A 20,349-nucleotide genomic window follows, 5' to 3' on the forward strand; every position below is an offset into this window, starting at 1 on the left:
CTTGCTATCGGACAGGCTGATGGCTGATTTTAAAAATCAGGAGAAGCGGGCTTGGCAGCCTGAGGTTTTCAGCTCTTCTTCACCAGTGCCGAGATGTATTCGCGCAGTGAAGTCGCCCCGCGTTCGGACCTTTCCGGCTCTTCCTTGTTATCGAGGGTGAGGCGCGTCATGGCGGCATAAGACCTTGCGCCGGCCTCCGAGAATCCCATCGAACGAAACGCCTGCTCCCATTGGTCGGGCGGCGTCACGACCATGGCATTGGCCCGCTGACGCCGCGGGCGCACGGCTTGGACGACGCCCGTCGTGGGTCGATTCCCACCATAGGCCGTTCTGACCGTGTCTCACCGCAACGAGGCCACTGCCGCCCTGAAGGCGCTGAGCATCGCCACCGATGCCTGCCGCGAGTGCCCGCTGGGCGAGCCTGCAACGCAGTCGGTCTTTGGCGAAGGCCCGGTCGGGGCTGTGCTGATGGTGGTGGGCGAGCAGCCCGGCGACAAGGAAGCCCTGGTGGGCCGCCCCTTCGTCGGCCCCGCCGGCAAGCTGTTCGACCGCGCCGTGGCCGAGCTCGGCTGGTCGCGCGAGAAGCTCTACGTGACCAATGCGGTGAAGCATTTCAAATACGAGCTTCGCGGCAAGCGCCGCATCCACAAGACGCCGGGCCAGCGCGAGGCCGAAGCCTGCAGGCACTGGCTCGAAAGCGAAATGGAACTCGTGCAGCCGCGCGCCTTCATTGCCCTGGGCGGCACGGCCGCGCGCTCTTTGCTGGGCCGGCCCGTGGCCGTGATGAAGGAGCGCGGCCAGTGGCAGGAGAATGCCGCCGGCCACCGCGTGCTGGTGACGCTGCACCCCTCTGCCCTGCTGCGCGGCGACCCTGAGCAAAGGGAGGCCGCGTGGGAAGCCTGGCTCAAGGACCTGCGAGTCGCCTCGGATGTGATGAAGAAAACGGCGGCCACTAAAACTGCCAAGCGTGCAGCCCCCGCGCCCCGGCCGGTGCGCGCCCCACGACGGACTCGAACGGCAGCCCCCGCCTAAGCCCTGGCCTCGCGAGATGTCATGTGCGCCGCCGTGTGCGCATGGTGATCGAATAGCGCAGCGTCTGCGTCGGCGCAATGACGTGCTGCCATGCCCAGCGCGCTTCGCCGCGCAGCAGGTAGATGGAGCGCGGCTCCATCAGCAGTTCGAGGCTGGCGGGCGCCGTGGCACTGGCCGGTGGATAGGGCCGCAGCTGCATCACGGCGTCGCCGAGCAGCGAAACACCGACGATATCTTCGAAGTCGGGCACGTCGCGGTGCCAGCCGAGCGGTGTCCCAGGTCGGTATTCGGCCACCAGCATGTGGGCGAAATCCTCCGGCGCCATGCCCGTCCATTCGGCCACCCTGGCCCTCAGCGGGTGGAAAACCTCCGGCATCGCGGCGCCGGGCTTCAAGCGATGGTTGGCAAAGTCGTAGCTGCCGCCAAAGCTGATGCCGCGGCGGCGCGCGGTGTATTCCTTGTAGCGCATCTCCCGGAGCTCGAAGCCCTGCACGATGCGCAGCAGCTCCTGTTCCTCGGCGCGCGTGAGAAATTCGTGCTCGTACCGCAGGCCTTCGATCGCGGCCGCCGGCACCTCGCCGAACAGGTCGGGCTCATCAGCCAGCTGAATGCGTCTGGCGGACCGCATCGAAGCCTCCTCGTTCGTTTCTGGAACGCGCCGGGCCGCCCAGCTGCAGTTCCCACCACGGCGGCAGCAGCTGCCGGATTTCGGCGCGTGCAAACCGGTCGTCCAGCAGATGCAGCACGCCTCGGTCCTGTTCGGTCCGAATGACGCGCCCGGCGGCCTGCACCACTTTTTGCAGGCCTGGGTAGAGATAGGTGTACTCGTACCCTTTGCCGAAGCGCGCCTGCATGCGCTCGCGCGTGATCTCGTTCAGGGCGTTGTATTGCGGCAGGCCCAGGCTCGCGACAAAGGCGCCGATGAGCCGGCTTCCGGGCAGGTCGATGCCTTCGCCGAACGCGCCGCCGAGCACGGCAAAGCCGATGCCCTGCCCGCCTTCTTCGAAGCGAGCCACAAAGTCGCGCCGCTCGGCCTCGGCCATGCCGCGGGTCTGCGCCCACACCGGCACGCCGGGGTGCTTGGCCAGGAAAGCCGCGCAGGCTTTTTCAAGGTAGTCGAAGCTGCTGAAGAACGCGAGGTAGTTGCCCGGCAGGCGCTCGAACTGCGCACCAATGATTTCGGCCACGCTGCGGAGCGATCCGGCACGGTCGCGGAACCGGGTCGACACGTTCATGGCCACTTCCACGCGCAGCTGCCGGCTGCAGAAAGGCGACGCCACGTCGAGCAAGGCCGTGTCCGCCGGGAGCCCGAGCGCGTCGCGGTAGAACTCGAAAGGCGACAAGGTGCCGGAGAAGCAGGTGACCGACGCGGCATCGGCAAATCGCGGTTCGAGGAATGGCGCCGGCACCAGGTTGCGGATGGCCAGGCTGCGCTGCTGCAGGTCTTGCGCGGGCCCCAGCGTCCGCTCGAAAACCGAATGGTCGCCGAACGATTCGGCCAGCCGGGCGAACTGCAGCGCGTCGAAGAAGAAGCGCTGCAGCGGGCCCTGCAGGGCCTCGGGCGTGGCGGCGAAATACTCGCCCATGGCCATGTTGGCCGCCTGCAGGGCGCGCGCAAAGCGCTCGGGCACCTCGTCGACAACGTCATACGGCTCGGTCTGCGATTGCTGCACGGTGTCCCACTCGCGGTAGAGCCGGGCCAGCGGGCCGCGCACTGCGGCGGGCGCCGCGCGGTGGGCTTCTTCGAGCGCGGGCCCCTCGAGCTGGGCGGTGTACATGCCGCGTGCGCGCTCCAGCAGGTTGTGCGCCTCGTCGACCAGCACGGCCGCGCGCCACTCGGCGTCTTTCATGGTGGCAAAGAGAAAGGCGCTGCCGTCGAAGTAGTAGTTGTAGTCGCCCACGATCACGTCGCACCAGTGCGCCATTTCCTGCGCAAGGAAATAGGGGCACACCGTGTGCGCCAGCGCAATGTGCCGCAGCGCCTGCCGATCGAGCCGGGCGGTGCGCGCGGCCTCTTCCCGCGCGGCGGGCAGGCGGTCGTAGAAGCCCTTGGCGAGCGGGCATGAGTCGCCGTTGCAGGCCCGGTCGGGGTATTCGCACACCTTCTCGCGCGCGGTGAGTTCGAGCACGCGCACCTGTGCGCAGTCTTTGCCGAGCAAGCGCAGCGCGTCCAGCGCCACGGCGCGGCCGGAGGTCTTGGCGGTGAGAAAGAAGATCTTGTCGATCTTTTGCGCGGCCCGGGCCTTGAGCAGCGGAAAGAGGGTGGCCAGCGTCTTGCCGATGCCCGTGGGCGCCTGCGCCATGAGGCAGCGCTCGTTCACGCCGGCGCGGTACACCGCCTCGGCCAGTTCGCGCTGGCCCGCGCGGAACGTGCCGTGCGGAAATTCGAGCCGGCCGAGCGCGCCATCGAGCGCGGCATGGTGCACCGCTTCGGCCTCCGCCCACGCGCTGTAGCACGCGCACAGGCGCTCGAAGTGCGCCTGCAGCGCGGCCCGTTCGTGCTGCTCTTCGAGCACGGTTTCGTCGCCGGTGGCGAGGTCGAGGTACACCAGCGCGACGGTCATGCGCTCGTAGCCGTGCATTTCGCACAGCATCCAGCCGTAGGTGCGTGCCTGCGCCCAATGCAGCGCCCGGTGGTTGCCGCGGATGGCGTCGAAGTCGCCGCGGAAGGTCTTGATTTCTTCGACGCGGCGTTCGCGCGGGTCATGCCCGTCGGCACGGCCGCGCACCTTGAGTGCGCCCCAGTGCGAGACCAGCGCCACCTCGCTCTGGTAGCCGTCGCCACGCCGGCCCTGCACCAGCGCATGGCCGGCCATGCCCTCGGGCGCGCTGGGCGCGGGCACAAAACGCAGGTCGAGGTCGCCCTCCTTGGCTGCGAAGGCACACAGCGCCTTGACGGACACCGTGCGCTCGCCGGGCGGATCGATCACCCCGTTCTGCAGCTTGATCGAAGGATTCGCGGTCACTTGGCTTGGCACTGTATGAAACAACAGTATAACGGCGAGCCCCAGCTGGCGCACCGCATTGCCGCACAGGAGCGTCTCGGGGCCTTCTCTGACACAAAGGACCTCGGACTTGGGCAAAACTAAAAAAGTTTTGCTTACAAATCTTGCCCGAATGAAAACTCCCACCGCGATCGACCCCGATGATTTCGACCGCCTGCTGAGCCGCAATCTGAAACTGCCGCTGCTGGGTGGCCTGATCGGGGCCCTGGTGTTCGTCGGCCTGATCGTCTTCTTGCTGTCGACCATCGGTGCGGTCGAGCACTCCGACCGCGTTACACGCAGCGCCAGCGAGCTGCAGCGGCGCAGCATCGACATGGAAACCGGCCTGCGCGGCTTTCTCATTACCGGAGACGAGAGCTTTCTGGAGCCGTACCAAAGCGCCCTACCCCGGTTCAAGGGCGAAATCAACGCGCTCAGCAAGATGGTTTCGGACAACCGGCAGCAGCTGGAGCGGCTCGAGCGCATTGCCTCGCTCCAGCAGGACTGGAATGAATACGCCCGCGGCCTCATTGCCGTGCGCAAGGGCGGCTCCGACTACCAGCAGGCGGTGCGGCAAGGCCGTGGCAAGCAGCTGAGCGACGCAATGCGGGCGGAGTTCGCCGGCTTCATCGAGACCGAACAGGGCTTGCGTTTCCAGCGCAGCGAGCAGGCCAACCGCACCAGTTGGCTGGTGGTGGGCACGTTCCTGCTGTTCACGCTGCTGTTCACCGGTCTGGTGGCGTACTTCGGCCGGCGGCAGCTGGTGCGGCTTTCGAACAGCTACGACGTGGTGCTGCAGGAACAAGCCGCGCATGCCGAGCGGCTGGCGCAGCAGGCGTGGCTGCGCAGTGCGCAAACCGAACTGGTCGGCGATCTGGTGGGCGAACTGAGCGCCAACGACCTTGGCCGCAAGGTCCTGGCCTTCTGCTCGCGGCACCTGGGCAGCGCGGTGGGCGCGCTGTATGTTCGCGAGCGGGACGGCACGCTGCGCCGCGCGGCGAGCTACGGCTTCTCCATGGAGGCGGAGGCTTCGCCGCAAGTGTTTTCGCCCACCCAGAGCCTGCTCGGCCAGGCTGCGGCGGAAAGGCGCCGCATGCTCGTCGAACCGATCCAGGCCGACTACCTGAAGGTCAATTCGGGCCTTGGCGAAATGGCGCCTTCGGCCGTGCTGCTGATGCCGGTGTCGAACAACGGCATCGTCAACGGCGTGGTCGAGCTCGGCCTTCCGGCCGCGCCCGATTCGCGCGCCAACGAACTGCTCGACCTGGTGGGCGAAGACATCGGCGATTCACTGGCCGCGGCCCGCTACCGCGAACAGCTGCAGGACGCGCTGGCCGAAACGCAGCAGCTCAACGAAGAGCTGCAGGTGCAGCAGGAAGAGCTGCGCACCGCCAATGAAGAACTCGAGGAACAGTCGCGCGCGCTGCGCGCTTCGCAGGCCATGCTGGAGAACCAGCAGGCCGAACTGGAGCAGACCAACAGCCAGCTTTCGGAGCGCACCGAAGCGCTGGACCAGCGCAACGCCGCCTTGCGCCGCGTGCAGCGCGACCTGGAAGACCGGGCCGACGAGTTGCAGCGGGCAAGCCGCTACAAGTCGGAGTTTCTGGCGAACATGTCGCACGAGCTGCGCACCCCGCTCAACAGCGCGCTCATCCTGGCCAAGCTGCTTGGCGACAACCCGCAGGGCAACCTGAGCCCCGAGCAGGTGAAGTTCGCCGAATCGATCTATTCGTCGGGCAACGACCTGCTCACGCTCATCAACGACATTCTCGACATCTCGAAGGTCGAGGCGGGCAAGCTGGAGATCGTGGTCGAGAACGTGGCGCTCGACAAACTCGCGCAGAGCCTGGAGAGCACCTTCAAGCCGCTGGCCGCCGAAAAGCGGCTGGCCTTTAGGCTGGAGATGCGCCCGGGCACGCCGCCCCTGCTGGTGACCGACCGGCACCGCGTCGAGCAGATCCTGAAGAACCTGCTCTCCAATGCGATCAAGTTCACCGACAGTGGCGAGGTGGCGCTGGTGGTTTCCGCCGCGCCGGACGGCGGTGCGGTCTTCGCGGTTTCCGATTCGGGCATCGGCATCGCACCCGACCAGCAAGCGCTGATTTTCGAGGCCTTTCACCAGGCCGACGGCACCACCAGCCGCCGCTATGGCGGCACGGGCCTGGGCCTTTCGATTTCGCGCGACCTCACGCGGCTGCTGGGCGGCACGCTCGCGGTGCAAAGCCAGCCCGGCCGGGGCAGCACCTTCACGCTGCAGTTGCCGGCCGTGGCGCCGCAAGGGCTGGAAGCGCCGGCTCCAGCCCCGGTTCCCGCCACACCGGCAGCGGCGCTGGCCCCCTCTTCGACCTTTCCCGCCTCTTTCACCGGGCATGCGCCGCCTGCGCCACCGGCACCCGGGGGCGCCGTGCCGCCGCCGCTTTTTGCCGACGACCGGGAGCTGCCGCGCGACCAGGTGCGCCGGGTGCTCGTCATCGAGGATGAGCCGCAGTTCGCGCACATCCTCTACGACCTGGCGCACGAGCTCGGCTACCGCTGCCTGGTGGCGCATGGTGCCGCGGACGGCTTCGAGCTGGCCCAGCAATTCTTGCCTGACGCGATCCTGCTCGACATGCGCCTGCCCGACAGCACCGGGCTGGACCTGCTGCAGCGCCTGAAGGATTTGCCGAAGACGCGCCACATTCCGATTCATGTGGTGTCGGCCGCCGACAACGCGCAGGCCGCGGCGCTGCACATGGGCGCCATCGGCTACGCACAGAAGCCGGCCACCCGCGCCGAACTGATGCAGGTGTTCGCCCGGCTGGAGGAGAAGCTCACTCAGAAGGTCAAGACCGTGCTGCTGGTCGAAGACGACGCACTGCAGCGCGAGAGCGTGATCCGGCTCATCGGCGACGAAGACATCGAGATCATTGCCGTGGGCTCCGGCGGAGAGGCGCTCGAGCTTCTGCGCAAGCGCGTGTTCGACTGCATGATCACCGACCTGCACCTGCCCGACATGCAGGGCAGCGAGTTGCTCAAGCAGATGGCGGCGGAAGAAATCGTTTCGTTCCCGCCGGTGATCGTCTACACCGGCCGCAACCTCACGCGCGACGAAGAAGCCGAGCTGCAGCGCTATTCGCGCTCGATCATCATCAAGGGCGCCCGTTCGCCGGAGCGGCTGCTCGACGAGGTCACGCTGTTCCTGCACAAGGTGGAGGCCGAGCTCTCCAGCGAGCGCCAGGGCATGCTCAAGGCCGCCCGCGGGCGCGACCGCATCTTCGAGGGCCGCACCATCCTGCTGGTGGACGACGACGTGCGCAACATCTTCGCGCTGACGAGCGCGCTGGAGCAGCGCGGCGCGGCGGTCGAGATCGGCCGCAACGGCCGCGAGGCGCTCGAGAAGCTTGCCCAGGTGCGCGAGATCGACCTGGTGCTGATGGACGTGATGATGCCGGAGATGGACGGCCTGGAAGCCACGCGCCGCCTGCGCGCCGACCCGCGTTTCGACAAGCTGCCCGTGATTGCAATTACCGCCAAGGCCATGAAGGACGACCGCGAGCAGTGCCTGGCCGCCGGCGCCAGCGACTACCTGGCCAAGCCTGTGGATTTGGAGCGCCTGTTCTCGCTCTTGCGCGTGTGGTTGCCGAAAATGGAGCGGCTGTGACCTCCACCGTCCCGCCTTTGCCGCCGCCGTCTTCCCCGCCCTCCCCGTTGAGCAACACGGAGATCGAGCTGCGGCTGCTGATGGAGGCCATCTACCTCAAGTACAGCTACGACTTCCGCAACTACACCGTGGCGTCGCAGAAGCGCCGCGTGCTGCACGCACTGGCGCAGCTCGGGCTTCCGAACATTTCGGCGCTGCAAGAGAAGGTGCTGCGCGACCCGGCCCTGTTCGGCCGGCTGCTGCAGTACCTGACGATTCCCGTGAGCGAGATGTTCCGCGACCCGGCCTATTTTCTGGCGCTGCGCCAGCATGTGGTGCCCATCCTGCACACCTACCCCTCGGTGAAGGTGTGGGTGGCGGGCTGCAGCACGGGCGAAGAAGTGTTTTCGCTCGCCATTCTGCTGCGGGAAGAAGGCCTGCTCTCGCGTACGCAGATCTATGCGACCGACATCAACCCGGCTTCGCTCGAAAAGGCGCGGCAGGGCATCTTTCCGATCGAGGCGGTTCGCGGGTACACGGCCAACTACCAGCGCGCGGGCGGGCGGAGTTCTTTCTCCGACTACTACACGGCCGCCTACGAGGCTGCCCGCTTCGACCCATCACTGTGCGCCGACGTCATCTTTGCCGATCACAGCCTGGCCACCGACAGCGTGTTTGCCGAGACGCAGCTGGTGTCTTGCCGCAACGTGCTCATCTATTTCAACCGCGAGCTGCAAGACCGCGCACTGGGTCTCTTTCATGAGTCGCTCTGCCACCGCGGCTTTCTGGGGCTGGGCTCCAAGGAGAGCATCGACTTTTCGAGTTATTCGCAGCGTTTCGATGCGCATTCGAAGCCGGAGCGCATCTACCGCAAGGCCACATGAAGCTGACAGCACCCCCAACCCCGGACCGGCGCGTCGAGGCCGTGGTGCTCGGCGCATCCGCCGGCGGCATCGAGGCGCTGTTCACGCTGCTGAATGGGCTTCCGGCATCGTGGAAGCTGCCTGTCGTGATCGTGCTGCACGTGCCCGAAAACCACGAAAGCCACCTGGCGCAGATCTTTGCCGATCGCCTGCACCTGCCCGTGCACGAGGCGGCGGACAAGATGCCGCTCGCGGCCGGTAATGTGTATTTCGCACCGCCGGGCTATCACCTGTCGATCGAGCGTGACCGGCGCTTTTCACTCAGCTGCGAGCCGCCGGTGCATTTTTCGCGCCCCTCGATCGACGTGCTGATGGCCTCCGCCGCCGATGCCTACGGCCCCGCGCTCGTCGGCATGCTGCTGACCGGCGCGAACGAAGACGGCGCCGAGGGCCTCCAGCGCATTCACCAGGCCGGCGGCATTACCGCCGTTCAGGACCCCCACGAAGCCCAGATTCCCATCATGCCCCAAGCGGCCATTGCCTTGCATTTCCCCGACCACGTGCTGCCCCTGCGCGAGCTTCGCGCATTGCTCTTGCAACTGGAGTCCGCCCATGCCCATTGACGTCGAAAGCAAGCTGCTGATCGTCGATGACCTGCCGGAAAATCTTCTTGCGCTCGAGGCCCTGATTCGCGGCCCCGGGCGCGCGGTGTTTCGCGCGACTTCGGCCGAGGAGGCCCTTGCGCTGCTGCTCGACCACGAGTTTGCGCTTGCGATCCTCGATGTGCAGATGCCTGGCATGAACGGCTTCGAACTGGCCGAGCTCATGCGCGGCACCGAGCGCACGCGGCACATTCCCATCATCTTCGTGAGCGCGGCGGGCCGCGAACTCAACTACGCCTTCCAGGGCTACGAAAGCGGCGCGGTCGACTTCCTGCACAAGCCGCTCGATCCGCATGCGGTCACGAGCAAGGTCAACGTGTTCGTCGACTTGCACCGCCATCGCAAGGCGCTCGGCCACGAGATGGAAAAGCTCGCGGCCGCCAACCACAAGCAGGATGAACTGGTGCAGCAACTGCGGCATACGCAGCGCGAGCTCGAACGCGCGGTGCAGATGCGCGACGACTTCATGTCGATGGTTTCGCACGAGCTGCGCACGCCGCTCAACACCCTTTACCTCGAAACCCAGCTGCGGCAGCTGCACGTGGCCAAGGGCAACCTGGACTCCTTTGCCGCGGACCGGCTGCCCGCGATGATCGAACGCGACCAGCGGCAGATACGCAACATGGTGAGGCTGATCGACGACATGCTCGACGTGACGCGCATGCGGCGCGATGCGCTCTCGATACAACCCAAGCCGGTGGACTTGGCGGCCCTTGCGCGGACCGTGGTGGAGGGCCTGCGCCAGCAAGCGGAGGCTGCGGGCTCGGTGGTTGCGCTGGAAGCGCCGCGCGAACTGCGGGGCGTGTGGGACGAGTTCCGCATCGAACAGGTGCTGACCAATCTGCTGACCAACGCGCTGCGCTACGGCCGCGGCAAGCCGGTCGAAATGGTGCTCGGCCAGGTTGGCGGCACCGCGCACATCACGGTGCGCGACCAGGGCATCGGCATTGCGCCTGAAGACCAGGAACGCATCTTCGAGCAGTTCGAACGCACGGACGACAGCCGCAAGCATGCGTCGGGCCTGGGTCTGGGCCTCTACATCACGCGCAAGATCGTGTGCCTGCACAACGGCCGCATCGGGGTGGAGAGCACGCCGGGCGAAGGGGCGCTGTTCCGGGTCGAACTTCCGCTGGAATCCGTAGCCCGCACTGCCGCGCAAGCGCAAGCGTAGGCGCCTTCCTACTGCACACCTTGCGATTGACCGGGATACTGCGTGGTTCGCCCAAGCTGATTGAAAGCGTGCCACCGTGAATGTGCTGATCGTCGACGACAACCAGGCCGCCGCAGACCTGCTGCAGGAACTGCTGACCTTGCAGGACCATACTGCCCGCTGCACCTACACGGCCCAGCAGGCCATGGACGCGGCCAAGGCGGAGCGCTTCGATGCGGCGCTCATCGACTTGACCCTGCCCGATTTTCCGGGTGCCGAGGTGGCACGGCGGCTGCGCTCGGGGGCCGCGGAAGGCGCCCCACGGCTTTTGGTGGCCATTTCGGGCTTTTCAGCGGAAGACGCGGCCGGAGCCTCGGCGCAGGACCTGTTCGACCACCATCTTCAGAAGCCCATCGACTTCGGCCAGCTCGCCGCGATTCTCTCGGCGCCTTGATGAACTTCAGCGCCGGGCCGCGCGGGATGCCAGCAGCATTTCCGTGCCGGCCGTCTTGAAGGCGATGGTCGGCGCCGTGAAATCGCTCAGCGATGCGCCCAGGCCGATCTCTCCGCTGCCGTGCAGCACGCACTCTTCGCGCCGCAAAGCGATCTCGTTGCTCGGCCCGCCGTTGCCGTGAAAACGCACCCAGGTGCCGTAGGTGCTGAGATCGGTCAGCACGCAGCTGCCCTGCCGCAATTCGATACGCGCATGCAGCCGGGAAACGCGGGGATCGGTGACCACGAACTGCGCGTCGTTCACGCGGCCCAAGTGGATCGGCAACTCTTCGGTGCGGAACATGGAGCGCACGTCGAGCCACGCGAGCTCGATCTGGCCAAAGGAGGAGTCGGGCAGGCGCATGGGCATGAGCGCGGCCGGCACGGTCAGGAACGAGGTCACCTCCTCCTGCCAGTCAATACGGTGAACGGCCGACATTTCGCTGCGGCCCCGAATGGTGATGAGGCCCAGGTCGCGATGCCGCACGCCGACTTCGCGCAACTGAGAAATCACGGCGTCGGTGGCCCAGATCTGCCCTGGTCCCGCCAGGTCGCTGAGCCGCGAAGCCAGGTTGACCGCATCGCCGAAGCAATCGCCCTCCACCTCGAGCACCTCGCCGCTTGCCACGCCGATCTGCAGGGCCATGCGCAGCGGCGCCGGCCAGGCCACCAGGCGCTTCTGGTGGTAGCGCTGCAGCTCGATGACGGCATGCGTGGCCGCGGCGGCGTGCGAGAAGATGGCAAGAACGCCATCGCCCAGCGACTTGACCACCCTGCCGCCGTGCGCCTGGCAGATGCTGCCGATCCATTGGGTGAGCCGCGTCACCGTTTCGGTGGCGCGCGCGTTTCCCATGGCTTCAAAGACCCGTGAGCTCCCGGTCAAGTCAGCGAAAACGACTGTGGAATTGGCATCCATGCTGTTGAGACAACTCGATGGCAACAGTTGCAGATGCCCCCCAAATTAACGGCCGCTTGGCGGTCGCAAGACCATTAATTCTTACAACCTTCGTAGTCAAACGCCAACAATCACTTCAACTGAAGCGTAAAGTTTGTTGTTTACAAACAAGAAACACTGTTTCAGAACTTGTTAATCGTCTGGCTGAGGCTTAAGGTAGCAACCGTCCTTGCTTCCGGCAATACGCTTTTAGTCCTCATGCTGACTTTTCGTCGCTTTTTTCGCTTCTTCGGAATTCCCGGTCTCGGGTCTCCCCGGATGGGAGAAAACCAGTTGGGAAGAATCCGCTCGGCCATGCTTTCGGTGCTGCAGGCGCACGGCGGCCATTCGGTACAGCGCGTTGCGCAGCGCGTGCGGTTTGCGGCCGACGTGGAGTCGCTCTGGTATTTGCGCCAGGACGTGATGGTTGCGCTGAGCGCCATCGATGGCGAAGCGGCTGCCCGCCGCCAGATGAAAGCCATCAACAGCATGTTCGAGGGCGGCCTGCCGGGGTCGATGGGCCCGCGCGTGCACCAGCGTTTTACGCAGCACCAATAACAGCGCCGGCACCAGGCGGTCAATGCACGTGGTCGTGCGCGTGATGCGCATCGTGGCCGTGCGCATGCCTGTGGCCCCAGACCATGAACACGTCCCGCCCCTCGGCGGCAAGTTCCACCTTGGCCCCGACGGGCAGCAGCACCTTGGTCTGCACGTGTCCGAAGGGCAGCCCCGTGAGCACCGGCACCTTGAGCGCTCCGCGCAGCCGGTCGACCACTGAATCGAAGCCGAAGCCGCGGTCATAGCCCGGCACCTTGCGCATGCCGGTGAACTGGCCGAACACGATGGCGCGCTGCTTGGCAAGCACACCGGCCATGCGCAGCTGGTCGAGCATGCGCTCGATGCGGTACGGATGCTCGTTGGTGTCCTCGATGAAGAGCACGCCTTTTTCCACCTGCGGAAAATATGGCGTCCCAAGCAGGCTGACGAGCACGCAAAGGTTGCCGCCCCACAGGGTGGCCTCGTGCACGGGCTTGATCTTCAGCCCGGCGTCGCGCACGGGCATGCGCCAGCCGGTGCCTTCGCCCTGCCCGCTCACCAGGTCGTCGAAGCAGGCTTCCATGATGTCGTCGGCGCCGCCCGCGGCACCGAAGTCTTCGCCCACCGCAGGGCCGGCCCAGGTGACGGCGCCGGTCTTGACGTACAACGCGTTCTGCAGGGCCGTGAAGTCGCTCAGGCCCACGAATTCGGTTCCGCGCTGGATCGCCTTGGCCACGGCCTTGTAGGGAACGGCGTCGAGGATGCGCGTGAGGCCATAGCCGCCGCGCGCAATCAAGGCAATGTCGGCCCCGCTGGCGGCAGCGCGGCTGATCGATGCGAGCCGTGTCGCGTCGTCGCCCGCAAAGCGCTGGTGCACTGCGAGCGCGGCCTCGTCGACTTCGACTTCATAGCCAAGGGCCTTGAGCCTTGCCACGCCGCGGCGGAAGGCGGCCTTGTCGCGAATCGCGCTGGAGGGGGAATAGATGTAGATGTGTTTGGTCACGCCGCCGAGTATCCCATTGCGTTGCGAGCCGTCCGGGCGAGCGACGCGGCCTGCTGCGCGTTCGGGCCCGAGGACGACGCCATGGGCCCGAGTGCGCGCAGCGCAGCCTGGTAGCCACGGTCCGGGAATGGCGCGCGCCATGCATCGCCCAACGGCTGGCCGGCATCGGGTGCAAGGAGCACGGCCGCGAACCGCTCGGGTCTTGCAGACTGCAGCAACGCCGCGAGTCCGGCGCCTGCGGCGCTGTGCACCAGCACCATCGGCTCGGCCGGCATGCGGTCGAGCCATTCGCTCAGCACCTGGCAGTGCCACTGAAGCGTGTGCACCGCTTCGCGCTTGGGCTTGTCGCTTTTGCCGAAGCCGACGAGGTCCGGCACCAGTGTGCGCAGCCCCGGCGCACCCACGAGATGGCGAAAGAAGTAGCCCCACTCGCCGGGGCCATGGAGGCACAGGCAACAGGCTGTCTGCGGGTCGCTCGGGCCTTCGCCTTCGCTTTCGTCTATGTAGTGCATCCGCCAGCCTTGCAGGCTGGGCAGGCCGTGGGCGTAGCGCGGCTCGAAAGCGTAGCCGTCCAGCGCATCGAAGCGCTCGGCCGGCGTGCGCAGTGCGTCGTCGCGCAGGGGCTCGGCCTGCTCGCGCGCCGCATCGCGCCGCTCCTTGAAGAATTGCTGCAGCACGGCGCTGCATTCCGCAGCCAGTACACCGCCCTGCACCTGCGTGCGATGGTTCAGGCGGGGTTCCGCAAAAAGATCGACCACCGAGCCGGCGGCACCTGTCTTGGGATCGGCCGCGCCGAACACCACGCGCGCGAGCCGCGCATGCAGCATGGCGCCCGCACACATGGCACACGGCTCGAGGGTGACGAAGAGCTCGCAGCCGTCGAGCCGGTAGTTGCCGAGTGCAGCCGCCGCGGCGCGCAGCGCGTTGATCTCGGCATGCGCGCTCGGGTCGTGCTGCGCCACCGGCGTGTTGCGGCCCGTGGCGATGACCCGGCCGTTCTTCACCAGCACCGCACCCACGGGCACCTCGCCGGCTCCGGCGGCCCGGCGTGCCTCGTCCAGCGCCAGCGCCATCCAGTGCGCATCGCCGGCCTGTGAAAGCTGTAGAGGCTCAGTTGTCATCCGGCATCTTGCGCGCTTGCGCCGCGGCGTCGAGCGCCTGGTTGACCTGGGTCTGAACCTGCTGCACCTGCGTGCGCGAATTGGTGGGCGCATTGGTGGGCGCCTCGCCTGGCGCGGGCGATGCAGCGCCGGGCATCGCCGACACCGCCGGGGCCGCAGTGGTGGCCAGCTGCTTCTTCGCAAGCAGGCCGACGATCACCAGTGCCAGCACCAGGCCGAGCAATCCGAACATGCGCATCTCAGCTTCCTTGTGCCACCGGGGCTTCGCCCGTCATGCCGAGGCGCTCCATCCACACCGCGAGGGCCTTCTCGTCCGGTGTGCCGGCGCCGTAGACGGCGCGCATGGCGGCATGCGATTCGCGGCGGTGCTGGTTGAGCTTGAGCTTGCACTGCAGCGAGGTCACGCGCATTTCGAAGCCGACAATGCCGGCCAGCATCTTGAGCTGGAACTCCTCGCCCAAATCGCGCCACTGCTGCGCATAGGCGGGCTCATGGTCGCCAATGAGCTTCTTGAGCAGCGCATCCTTGTCGCCGGGCTCTTCGATCAGCCTCGCCTCGACGGTGCAATGCACCGCAAGATAGTTCCAGGTGGGCACCCGCGCCAGGTCGGGGTAGACCGAAGGCGACAGGTACGAATGCGGCCCCATGAATGTGACGACCGCTTGCGGCCGCGCCTGCAGGTAGCGCCAGTGCGGATTGGGCTTGGCGCAGTGGCCCAGCAGCACGAGCTCTTCGCCTTCGCGCTGCTCGGCCACGATGGGCAGGTGCGTGACAAACGGCAGCCCCTCGTCGTCATTGGAGATCAGGCTGGCGAACGGGTGTGCACGCATCAGTTCCAGCGCAATGGCCGGATCCTTGGCGTTGAACTGCGGGGGCATGTACATGGGACGGTTTCCTCGTGGAGAGGCCCGATTGTCCCCGAGCCGCCCTTATCTTGCGCGCTGTGCCTCCAGCAGCTTCACCATCGCGGCGTAGCCACGGACCTTGGCACGCTGCAGCGGCGTGTTGCCCTGGCGGTCGGCGAGCTGCAGATTCGCGCCGGCATCGATCCGCGCCGAGAGCGTGCGCTGGTAGCGCATCATCAACCCAGCAGGCCCTTGACCTTGTCCAGCGCGGCATTGGCGCACTGCTCGTCCAGATGGCCGCCGGGCGCGCCGCCCACGCCTACGGCGCCGATCACTTCGTTGCCCGACTTCACGGGCACGCCGCCGCCCAGCAGCAGCACGCCCGGCAGGTAGACCAGGTTGGCGCCGGCCGGGTTCTTCTGCGAGCCCTCCATCATGGCCTGCGTTGCGTTCTTGGCCGATGCCGAGGTCCAGGCCTTGCGCTCGCTCGAAGCCAGCGTGTGCGGACCGGCGTTGTCGGCGCGCTGCACGGCACGCACGGTGCCGGCGCGGTCGACCACGGTGGCTGCCACGTTGTAGCCATTGGCGGCGCAGGCAGCCACGGCTTCGGCCGCGATCTGGTTGGCCAGCGCGAGCGAGATGTTCTTTTCAGTGCGCACCGCGGGCGCGGTGGTCTGGGCCTGTACGGCGGATGCGGCAAGCAGGATGGCGAGGCCGCCAAGGCAAAGGGTGGAACGCATTTTTCGATTTCTCCAGTGGATGCGGGTGGTTGCGCCGGCGCATTGCCGACGGCTGCGCCACTGTAGAAAACACCGGCCGCCGGGGCCATTCGTACGGCTACGCCCGGCGCTCCGTAGAACTACGGAGCGGCCGGGCTCAGGCGTCCCCGGCCACCAGCACGGCGTAGCGGCGAATCAGCTGTGCGAGCGAGTCGCAATCGAGCTTGGCAAACAGGTTGGCGCGGTGCGACTCGACCGTGCGGGGCGACAGTGCCAGCATGCGCGCGATCTCCTTGTTGGTCAGGCCCTGCACGATGAAGGCGAGCACCTCGCGCTCGCGTTCCGACAGCTGCGCGACCCGCTCGCGCGCGGCACTGTCGGCCTGCGCGCGTTCGCGCGAGCGCACGTGCTGGCGCACGGCGTGCTGCAGGGCTTCGAGCAATTGCTCGTCGTCCACCGGTTTCTCGAGAAACTCGGCCGCGCCGGCCTTGAAGGCGCGGCGGCACATTTCGACGGTGCCGTGCCCCGTGAGCATGATCACGGGCTGGTCGACGCCCTGCGCCACCAGCCGGTCGAGCACGGTGAGCCCGCTGATGCCGGGCATGCGCACGTCGAGCACGATGGCGCCGATGCTCGCGCGGTCGAAGTTGTCGATGAAGGCCTGCGGAGCGGCCCAGCCCTGCACCCGCAGGCCGACCGTGCCGATCAGGAGCGAGAGGCTGTCGCGCACCGCCTGGTCATCGTCGATGAGATGAATGAGTGGTGATAACGGTGAATGCGGGGCCGGGCTGTTCATGCGGTGCGCTCCTTGGTCGAGGCCGCCACCAGCGGCAGCAGCAGCGTGAAGCGCGCGCCGCGCGGCGTCGCATTGGCCGCGCTCAGGCTGCCGCCCATGCCGCTCGCCAGCGTTTCGCTGAGGCTCAGGCCAAGGCCCAAACCGCCTTCCCGCGTGCTGAAGAAGGGCTCGAAAAGACGCGGCATGGCTTCGGGCGAAATGCCGCGCCCGTTGTCGGTCACGGTCAGCACGCCCTCCTGGCCGTTGCGGCCGACCGAAACCGCAAGACGCCGCTCGGACACGGGCACCAGGTCGAGCGCCTGCAAGGCGTTCATCAGCAGGTTGTGCACGATCTGCTCGAGCGCCACCGCCTCGGCCTGCACGCGCACTGGCGCCTGCGCCGTGGCGTCGAACTGGGCGGCAACGCCGCGTTGCGCGAACTCCGGCGCCAGCAGGTGCATGGCACTGCGCACCACCTCCTGCAGCACCAGCGGCTTGACGTCGCCACCGGCTTCAGGGCGCTCGATCACGCGGCGCAGCCGGCCGACCACGCCGGCCGCGCGGCGCGCCTGCTCCACGGCCTGGCCCATGGCGTCTCGTGCCGCAGCAAGCTCGGGTGGATCGTCGTCCAGCAGCCGCCGCGCGGCCTGCGCGTTGGCCAGCACGGCCGTAAGCGGCTGGTTCAGCTCGTGCGCCAAGCCCGCGGAGAGTTCGCCCAGCGCGTTGAGCCGAGCCACCTGGCCGAGCCGCAGCAGCTCTTCGGCACGGCGGCGCGCAATGCGCTGGCGCTGGACGGTCCACAAGCCGGCCAGCAGCAACGCCACCGCCACGGCCCAGCCTGCAATGCCGCGCCATGGCAGTTCGGCCCAGCCAACTCTGCGCTCGGCCACAAGGTCGAAAGGCTGGCTTGGCGAAGCGAGGGGCTTGGTGAGGCCGAAGCGCCAGCCGCCAATGCCCCCTTCGGCCGCTTGCGCCGCATGCCCAGGTTGCAGAACAAACTGCTGCGCGCCGCGCTGCAGGCTCACGCGCACCGGACTTTGCTTGGGGTTCATCGGCCAGTCGCGCCACGGCACCGAGCCGGCCAGGTCGATTTCGAGCGAATAGCTCACGGGCGTGGCGCCGATCACGAGCTGGTATCGGCCTTGCGCAAGATCGACCGCGGCCAGCTCGGCACGCCGTTGGCTGCGCGACTGGGCTTCTGCTGCGGCCAAGGCGCCCGCATGCTTCTCGTCGGGCCAGGGTTCGTCCCCCGCACGCCTCTGCACGCGCAAGATCGACGGATAGACCGACGAGAGCCGCTGCTCCGGGCGGTCTGCGCCGCTGCCGGTTTCAAGCAGCGCCAGCGTGGCCAGCACCGCGTCGTACTGCACCATCTGCTGGCTCATGAGGCGGTGGGCAATGCGCACGTCGGCTTCGAACACCTGCTGCAGCTGTGCAAGCTCTGCGCGCGCGAGCCACACCGCGCCCACGGCCGTGAACACCAGCCATGCCAGCCACCAGCCAACCTGCCTACGCAACCACTGTTTCATGGCGCGGATTGTGCCCGCCGCGGCAAGGCCGGCCGATGTTGGCCGAGAATGCGGCCCCAGACATGGCTGAAGTGCAGGACTCCCTTTTCCCCGATCTTCCGCGCCCACCCGAGGCGCCTCCAGCGGCGCTGCAAGAGCCCGAGGCCGAGCCGCCCCCGAAGAAAAAGCCGCGCGGCGGCACTGTGGCGGCGATGGCAGCCGACCCCGCACTCATCGAATTGGCCGCGGCGCTTCCGCCGGCGCTTCGGCTCGGTACCTCTTCATGGAGCTATCCGGGCTGGGCCAACCTGGTGTGGGACGGCGAATACGCCGAATCGGTGCTCTCGAAGAACGGGCTCGCCGCGCTGGCGCAGCACCCGCTCTTTCGCACCGTGAGCCTGGACCGCAACTTCTACCGCGCGCTCACAGCAAGCCAGTACGCGCGCTATGCGGCCATGGTGCCGGACGACTTTCGCTTTGTGGTGAAGGCGCCGAGCCTGGTGACCGACGCCACCGTGCGCGACGAGAGCGGCCGCGGCACGCAGGTGAACCCGGTGTTCCTGAACAGCGAGATCGCCATCCAGGAATTCGTGCAGCCCGCGCTCGAGGGCCTCGGCCACCGCATCGGCGCGCTGGTGTTCCAGCTGAGCCCGATTCCTTCGCAACTGCTGGCCGACCAGCCCGCATTGCTCGCCCGCATCGGCGACATGCTGGAGGCCCTGCCCGGCTTGCAGCCGGCAGCGCCCGACGCCGTCATTGCCGTTGAAGTGCGCGACTCCCAACTGCTGTGCCCCGCGTTCGCCGACATGCTGCGCAGCACGGGCGCGACCTTCTGCATGGGCCTGCACGCCAAGATGCCGCCCATCGAAGACCAGTTGCCGATGCTGCGCGCGCTGTGGCCCGGGCCGCTGGTGTGCCGCTGGAACCTGCATCGCCGGCACGGCCGCTTCGGCTATGAAGATGCGGAAAAGCTCTATGGGCCATTCGACAAGATCGTCGACCCCGATCCGGAAACGCGCGAAGCCCTGGCGCGTGTGATTGCGGGCACCACCGGCGCAGGCCAGCGCGCCTACGTCACGGTCAGCAACAACGCCGAGGGCTGCGCGCCGCTCACGATCGCCTCGCTCGCGCGGGACATCGTGAACCTGCCGAAACGCTAGATGCTCAGCCTGCGTCGGGCTTGGCGGCTACCGTCATCTCCAGCTCGACGCTTGCATTCTTCGGCAGCGCATAAACGCCGACGGCGGTGCGCACATGCACGCCGGCTTCGCCGAACACGCGGTGCAGCAGCTCTGAAGCCGCATCGGCCACCTCGCTCTGCTGGGTGAAATCGGCGGTGCACTGCACGAAGACGCCGACGCGCAGCAGCTTGTCGATCTTGTCCAGAGAACCGAGCTCGCGCCGGAGCAGGCGCAGGCAGCGCAAGGCGCAGATCTGCGCGGCCTCCCGGGCCTTGTCGAGCGACACCTGGTCTCCCACGCGGCCGGTGACGACAACGGTGGTTCCCACGCGCGGCACCTGGCCGCTGGTGTAGAGCGTGTTTCCATCGCGCACGACAGGGATGTAGTTGCCGCCGGCAACAAGCTCGCCCTCGAAGCTGTGGCCCAGCTCGGCGGCAATTCGGTCGGCAATCTGGTCTCGGGTCTGCGCGGTCATATCGTGTCCATCAAACGGTGTTGATCAATGAAGCCTCATTGTCGCCATCCGCTCTCCGAGGAACAGATACAGATCGCGCCGACCGATGCGCAACAGATGATCTGGCTGTTGTTCTTACTGCTCGATGGCCAGATAGACCCGCCCGCCCTCGATCTTCACCGGATAGCTGCGCAGGTCTTCGGTGAGCGGCGCGCACATGGCCTTGCCGGTGCGCACGTCGAAGCGGCCCTGGTGCAACGGACATTCGATCTCGTGGCCTTCCAGAAAGCCGTCGCACAGCCGCGCATGGCCGTGGGTGCAAATGTTGTCTGTGGCGTGAATGCCGTCTTCGGTGCCGTACAGGGCAATGTCCCTGCCCTGCACCTCGATGCCCACGACGTCGTCGGCGGGAACCTCGTCGACCGACGCCGCGTCGATCCATGTCACTGTGGTCATAGGTGGATGCCTTC

At 67.1% G+C, this 20,349-nt stretch carries 22 protein-coding genes; 8 read left to right on the forward strand and 14 right to left on the reverse strand.

All coding sequences use genetic code 11. The features are described 5' to 3' along the window. Window positions 1-68: 68 nt before the first annotated feature. Window positions 69-254, reverse strand: coding sequence for a hypothetical protein (locus EJI00_RS02280; RefSeq protein ID WP_185868039.1), 186 nt, complete (start codon window positions 252-254; stop codon window positions 69-71). Between the two features lie 82 nt (window positions 255-336). Between EJI00_RS02280 and EJI00_RS02285 the strand changes: the two genes are divergently transcribed. Then, on the forward strand, window positions 337-1,032 hold the full coding sequence (locus EJI00_RS02285) for a UdgX family uracil-DNA binding protein (protein ID WP_126745849.1): 696 nt from the start codon (window positions 337-339) through the stop codon (window positions 1,030-1,032). A 19-nt stretch (window positions 1,033-1,051) separates the two neighbouring features. On the opposite strand, the gene EJI00_RS02290 is transcribed toward EJI00_RS02285, so the two are convergent. Both EJI00_RS02290 and EJI00_RS02295 read right to left on the reverse strand, forming a co-directional pair. Continuing rightward, window positions 1,052-1,660 carry an alpha-ketoglutarate-dependent dioxygenase AlkB gene (locus tag EJI00_RS02290; protein ID WP_126745850.1) on the reverse strand — a complete coding sequence of 203 codons (609 nt, stop codon included), beginning with the start codon at window positions 1,658-1,660 and terminating at the stop codon, window positions 1,052-1,054. After that, window positions 1,629-3,935 (reverse strand): helicase C-terminal domain-containing protein, encoded by a 2,307-nt coding sequence (locus EJI00_RS02295; RefSeq protein WP_185868053.1) that lies wholly within the window; start codon window positions 3,933-3,935, stop codon window positions 1,629-1,631. The genes EJI00_RS02290 and EJI00_RS02295 overlap by 32 nt, the downstream gene beginning before the upstream one ends. Window positions 3,936-4,149: 214 nt before the next feature. Here EJI00_RS02295 and EJI00_RS02300 point away from each other — a divergent pair, with 214 nt between their 5' ends. The 5 genes from EJI00_RS02300 (at window position 4,150) to EJI00_RS02320 (ending at window position 10,764) form a co-directional block, all read left to right on the forward strand. Further along, on the forward strand, window positions 4,150-7,656 hold the full coding sequence (locus tag EJI00_RS02300; protein ID WP_126745851.1) for a response regulator: 3,507 nt from the start codon (window positions 4,150-4,152) through the stop codon (window positions 7,654-7,656). A 47-nt stretch (window positions 7,657-7,703) separates the two neighbouring features. After that, entirely contained in the window at window positions 7,704-8,519 is an 816-nt protein-coding gene (locus tag EJI00_RS02305) for a CheR family methyltransferase (protein ID WP_260590426.1), read from the forward strand. Further along, a complete protein-coding gene (locus EJI00_RS02310; protein WP_126745852.1) occupies window positions 8,516-9,121 on the forward strand; it encodes a chemotaxis protein CheB in 606 nt (201 codons plus the stop codon). Before EJI00_RS02305 ends, EJI00_RS02310 begins: the two co-directional genes overlap by 4 nt. Further along, window positions 9,111-10,331, forward strand: coding sequence for a hybrid sensor histidine kinase/response regulator (locus EJI00_RS02315; RefSeq protein WP_126745853.1), 1,221 nt, complete (start codon window positions 9,111-9,113; stop codon window positions 10,329-10,331). The genes EJI00_RS02310 and EJI00_RS02315 overlap by 11 nt, the downstream gene beginning before the upstream one ends. Before the next feature lie 76 nt (window positions 10,332-10,407). Continuing rightward, on the forward strand, window positions 10,408-10,764 hold the full coding sequence (locus EJI00_RS02320; protein ID WP_126745854.1) for a response regulator: 357 nt from the start codon (window positions 10,408-10,410) through the stop codon (window positions 10,762-10,764). A 6-nt stretch (window positions 10,765-10,770) separates the two neighbouring features. On the opposite strand, the gene EJI00_RS02325 is transcribed toward EJI00_RS02320, so the two are convergent. Further along, window positions 10,771-11,718, reverse strand: a complete 948-nt coding sequence (locus EJI00_RS02325; RefSeq protein WP_126745855.1) for an adenylate/guanylate cyclase domain-containing protein — start codon at window positions 11,716-11,718, stop codon at window positions 10,771-10,773. A 312-nt stretch (window positions 11,719-12,030) separates the two neighbouring features. On the opposite strand from EJI00_RS02325, the gene EJI00_RS02330 reads away from it, so the two are divergent. Next, a complete protein-coding gene (locus EJI00_RS02330) occupies window positions 12,031-12,294 on the forward strand; it encodes a hypothetical protein (protein ID WP_260590427.1) in 264 nt (87 codons plus the stop codon). A 19-nt stretch (window positions 12,295-12,313) separates the two neighbouring features. Here EJI00_RS02330 and EJI00_RS02335 read toward each other — a convergent pair whose 3' ends face one another. The 8 genes from EJI00_RS02335 to EJI00_RS02370 all read right to left on the reverse strand — a co-directional run bounded on the left by EJI00_RS02335 (window position 12,314) and on the right by EJI00_RS02370 (window position 18,265). Further along, a complete protein-coding gene (locus EJI00_RS02335; protein ID WP_126745856.1) occupies window positions 12,314-13,276 on the reverse strand; it encodes an LD-carboxypeptidase in 963 nt (320 codons plus the stop codon). Continuing rightward, window positions 13,273-14,397, reverse strand: coding sequence for a tRNA adenosine(34) deaminase TadA (tadA, locus tag EJI00_RS02340; RefSeq protein ID WP_126745857.1), 1,125 nt, complete (start codon window positions 14,395-14,397; stop codon window positions 13,273-13,275). Before tadA ends, EJI00_RS02335 begins: the two co-directional genes overlap by 4 nt. Next, complete coding sequence (locus EJI00_RS02345) at window positions 14,387-14,635, reverse strand: hypothetical protein (RefSeq protein WP_126745858.1); 249 nt, start codon at window positions 14,633-14,635, stop codon at window positions 14,387-14,389. The genes tadA and EJI00_RS02345 overlap by 11 nt, the downstream gene beginning before the upstream one ends. 1 nt (window position 14,636) lies before the next feature. After that, the gene (locus tag EJI00_RS02350; protein ID WP_126745859.1) at window positions 14,637-15,281 is read right to left on the reverse strand and encodes an FMN-binding negative transcriptional regulator; all 645 of its coding nucleotides are present in this window, start codon (window positions 15,279-15,281) and stop codon (window positions 14,637-14,639) included. A 45-nt stretch (window positions 15,282-15,326) separates the two neighbouring features. Then, on the reverse strand, window positions 15,327-15,479 hold the full coding sequence (locus tag EJI00_RS02355; protein ID WP_409514001.1) for a hypothetical protein: 153 nt from the start codon (window positions 15,477-15,479) through the stop codon (window positions 15,327-15,329). Continuing rightward, window positions 15,479-15,982, reverse strand: coding sequence for a GlcG/HbpS family heme-binding protein (locus tag EJI00_RS02360; protein WP_126745860.1), 504 nt, complete (start codon window positions 15,980-15,982; stop codon window positions 15,479-15,481). The genes EJI00_RS02355 and EJI00_RS02360 overlap by 1 nt, the downstream gene beginning before the upstream one ends. Window positions 15,983-16,118: 136 nt before the next feature. Further along, window positions 16,119-16,757 (reverse strand): response regulator transcription factor, encoded by a 639-nt coding sequence (locus EJI00_RS02365; RefSeq protein ID WP_126745861.1) that lies wholly within the window; start codon window positions 16,755-16,757, stop codon window positions 16,119-16,121. Beyond that, complete coding sequence (locus EJI00_RS02370) at window positions 16,754-18,265, reverse strand: sensor histidine kinase (RefSeq protein ID WP_126745862.1); 1,512 nt, start codon at window positions 18,263-18,265, stop codon at window positions 16,754-16,756. Before EJI00_RS02370 ends, EJI00_RS02365 begins: the two co-directional genes overlap by 4 nt. A gap of 62 nt (window positions 18,266-18,327) precedes the next feature. On the opposite strand from EJI00_RS02370, the gene EJI00_RS02375 reads away from it, so the two are divergent. Beyond that, the gene (locus EJI00_RS02375; RefSeq protein WP_126745863.1) at window positions 18,328-19,404 is read left to right on the forward strand and encodes a DUF72 domain-containing protein; all 1,077 of its coding nucleotides are present in this window, start codon (window positions 18,328-18,330) and stop codon (window positions 19,402-19,404) included. Between the two features lie 4 nt (window positions 19,405-19,408). Here the strand turns inward: EJI00_RS02375 and EJI00_RS02380 are convergent, their stop codons facing one another. Next, window positions 19,409-19,900 (reverse strand): RidA family protein, encoded by a 492-nt coding sequence (locus tag EJI00_RS02380; RefSeq protein ID WP_126745864.1) that lies wholly within the window; start codon window positions 19,898-19,900, stop codon window positions 19,409-19,411. 114 nt (window positions 19,901-20,014) lie between these two features. Then, entirely contained in the window at window positions 20,015-20,335 is a 321-nt protein-coding gene (locus EJI00_RS02385; protein ID WP_126745865.1) for a non-heme iron oxygenase ferredoxin subunit, read from the reverse strand. Window positions 20,336-20,349: the final 14 nt, after the last annotated feature.

This window comes from Variovorax sp. DXTD-1 (assembly GCF_003984625.1).
Taxonomy (GTDB): domain Bacteria; phylum Pseudomonadota; class Gammaproteobacteria; order Burkholderiales; family Burkholderiaceae_C; genus Variovorax.

Excerpts from the sequence above, each read along its gene's own strand:
- EJI00_RS02325 (WP_126745855.1), bottom strand. The coding sequence starts at position 11,718 with ATGGATGCCAATTCCACAGTCGTTTTCGCTGACTTGACCGGGAGCTCA.
- EJI00_RS02300 (WP_126745851.1), top strand. The coding sequence starts at position 4,150 with ATGAAAACTCCCACCGCGATCGACCCCGATGATTTCGACCGCCTGCTG.
- EJI00_RS02365 (WP_126745861.1), bottom strand. The coding sequence starts at position 16,757 with ATGAACAGCCCGGCCCCGCATTCACCGTTATCACCACTCATTCATCTC.
- EJI00_RS02385 (WP_126745865.1), bottom strand. The coding sequence starts at position 20,335 with ATGACCACAGTGACATGGATCGACGCGGCGTCGGTCGACGAGGTTCCC.
- EJI00_RS02360 (WP_126745860.1), bottom strand. The coding sequence starts at position 15,982 with ATGCGTTCCACCCTTTGCCTTGGCGGCCTCGCCATCCTGCTTGCCGCA.
- EJI00_RS02380 (WP_126745864.1), bottom strand. The coding sequence starts at position 19,900 with ATGACCGCGCAGACCCGAGACCAGATTGCCGACCGAATTGCCGCCGAG.
- EJI00_RS02375 (WP_126745863.1), top strand. The coding sequence starts at position 18,328 with ATGGCTGAAGTGCAGGACTCCCTTTTCCCCGATCTTCCGCGCCCACCC.
- EJI00_RS02310 (WP_126745852.1), top strand. The coding sequence starts at position 8,516 with ATGAAGCTGACAGCACCCCCAACCCCGGACCGGCGCGTCGAGGCCGTG.
- EJI00_RS02350 (WP_126745859.1), bottom strand. The coding sequence starts at position 15,281 with ATGTACATGCCCCCGCAGTTCAACGCCAAGGATCCGGCCATTGCGCTG.
- EJI00_RS02370 (WP_126745862.1), bottom strand. The coding sequence starts at position 18,265 with ATGAAACAGTGGTTGCGTAGGCAGGTTGGCTGGTGGCTGGCATGGCTG.
- EJI00_RS02355 (WP_409514001.1), bottom strand. The coding sequence starts at position 15,479 with ATGATGCGCTACCAGCGCACGCTCTCGGCGCGGATCGATGCCGGCGCG.
- EJI00_RS02315 (WP_126745853.1), top strand. The coding sequence starts at position 9,111 with ATGCCCATTGACGTCGAAAGCAAGCTGCTGATCGTCGATGACCTGCCG.
- EJI00_RS02280 (WP_185868039.1), bottom strand. The coding sequence starts at position 254 with ATGGTCGTGACGCCGCCCGACCAATGGGAGCAGGCGTTTCGTTCGATG.
- tadA (WP_126745857.1), bottom strand. The coding sequence starts at position 14,397 with ATGACAACTGAGCCTCTACAGCTTTCACAGGCCGGCGATGCGCACTGG.
- EJI00_RS02345 (WP_126745858.1), bottom strand. The coding sequence starts at position 14,635 with ATGCGCATGTTCGGATTGCTCGGCCTGGTGCTGGCACTGGTGATCGTC.
- EJI00_RS02290 (WP_126745850.1), bottom strand. The coding sequence starts at position 1,660 with ATGCGGTCCGCCAGACGCATTCAGCTGGCTGATGAGCCCGACCTGTTC.